The sequence below is a fragment of the Trichormus sp. NMC-1 genome (assembly GCF_001858025.1).
Taxonomy (GTDB): domain Bacteria; phylum Cyanobacteriota; class Cyanobacteriia; order Cyanobacteriales; family Nostocaceae; genus Anabaena.
In genome coordinates, this window is the sequence record NZ_LZQD01000030.1 from 1 (window position 1) to 1,872 (window position 1,872).

Here is a 1,872-nt window from a genome sequence, read left to right on the forward strand (position 1 = left end):
ATTCATCCATAAATTCCGCTCAACCTTCAGTTCGGGCAAATTGGGATATGCCACTGAACAGGGGAATTGCAAATCCCGCTCAACCTAAGTTATATTTATTACAAGAAAATGATAAAATCATGAAATATATAATTGCCTTAATGTTGTGTTTATTTCATTTTTTCACAAATGCTCAAGAGTGGGATCGTTTATATGGAATATTAAATAACCATAGCAACAAAAATATCTACTCTAAAATTTTAGCTATTGACGCTGAAAAAAATATATATTTTATGTTTTCAGATGACTTTAATTCATCTGGTGATAATGTGTCATTTAATGAATTTTCTTTTCAAAGCATCGGTTTAAATGACATTTATATAGGAAAATTAAATAATTTTGATAAAATTGAATGGATTATTCAAACAGGTGGAGATAATACATCTATGAACGATTTATTATTTGATGATGTATCGAGCGCCCTTTTTTCCGAGTTGGAAAATGCACTTTATCTTACAGGTTTAAGTGATGCATTTAATCTTTATGTAAATAATACTATAGTTTTAAATTCTAATTCCAAAGGATTAAATTTTTTGATGAAAATTAGCTCAAGTGGTGAAGTATCATATACTAAAAGCCTTAAAGGGACTAATTCTAAAATTAGATATCAAGATATTAATAGCAACCTTTATTTGACTGGCGAAAATTATACTCCAATTGATATGCCTTTTGCAGGACTTGTGAAGGGTGCATGGATAGCTAAAATTGATTCAAATGGGAATACGATTACAGTTAAGCAACCTTTTAAAGGAAATCTTGATTTTTTTGAAAATAATGATATTTCAATAAATTATAAAAGCATTGTTCAAAAAGATAGTTTCCTATATGTTACTGGATATGTTTATGATGATACTCTCTATTATAATGAAAATGATTATATCAATTTTGGGTATAGTATGCAAACATCAACTTTTAAATTCGATCTTGATTTAAATTATTTAAATAATTATGTTAAGCGTATTCGTCACCCAGAAAGCTTTTATATATTTAACAATTATCCAGAAAATTTCGAATATTCATTAATTGGAATTAGTAACAATGATTCTACCTTCAATTACGAAAATATTTACCCAAATAATGGTTTAAGTTTAGGTAATTATAATTTAAATGTCAACAATGATATTATTTCTATTGCTTTGAAAAATTTCAATTTTAGTGTATTTCTGCGAAAGCCAGAATATTCAGCAAATACAAACTCCTTTTATTTTATTGGTGAAAACTATTCAAATAGTACAACAGCAGAAATTGACAACTATAAAATTCCAAGATTAAATAAAGAAGTTAACTTTTTATTTCGTTTTAGCAAAGATGGTAAAATTGAAGGGATTAGATTAATTCCTAATGGTTTTAGTTTGTTTATCAATCAAATTTATGTAAACGATGGTTATATTTATTATACATCTACTTTTAGAAATGAATTGCAGTTAGGCAAACATATCATTAATTCTAATCAATGGAACTGGAATTGCTTTATAGGAAGAATACCAGAATTTAAAGGAATATTAATGAATAATAACAGATTAGATGAAAAACGACTTTTGCTATACCCAAATCCATCAAATGGGATTTGCAATGTGATCATGCCGGTTGATTTAATGTTAGAAGCAGAATTGCTATTATCTATCAATACTTCCGACGGAAGATTGATAAAACAATACGAGATCATTCCATTTGATGGAAACTACGAGATTGATATCTCTAATCTTTCAAACGGAATTTACTATTTATCACTTAAAAGTAAAAATCAATTTTATTATGGAAAATTAATGAAATCAGAATAAAAACTATTTCAAATTCTCGAATGTCTTTATCCGATGGTTTGCCACAGTCTGG

The 1,872-nt window shown here is 27.2% G+C and carries 1 protein-coding gene; it reads left to right on the top strand.

Translation table 11 applies throughout. The features are described from left to right. The coding region (locus A9Y75_RS25740; RefSeq protein WP_236721542.1) for a T9SS type A sorting domain-containing protein at positions 1–1,820 on the top strand (1,820 nt) is incomplete at its 5' end. Positions 1,821–1,872 lie beyond the last annotated feature (52 nt).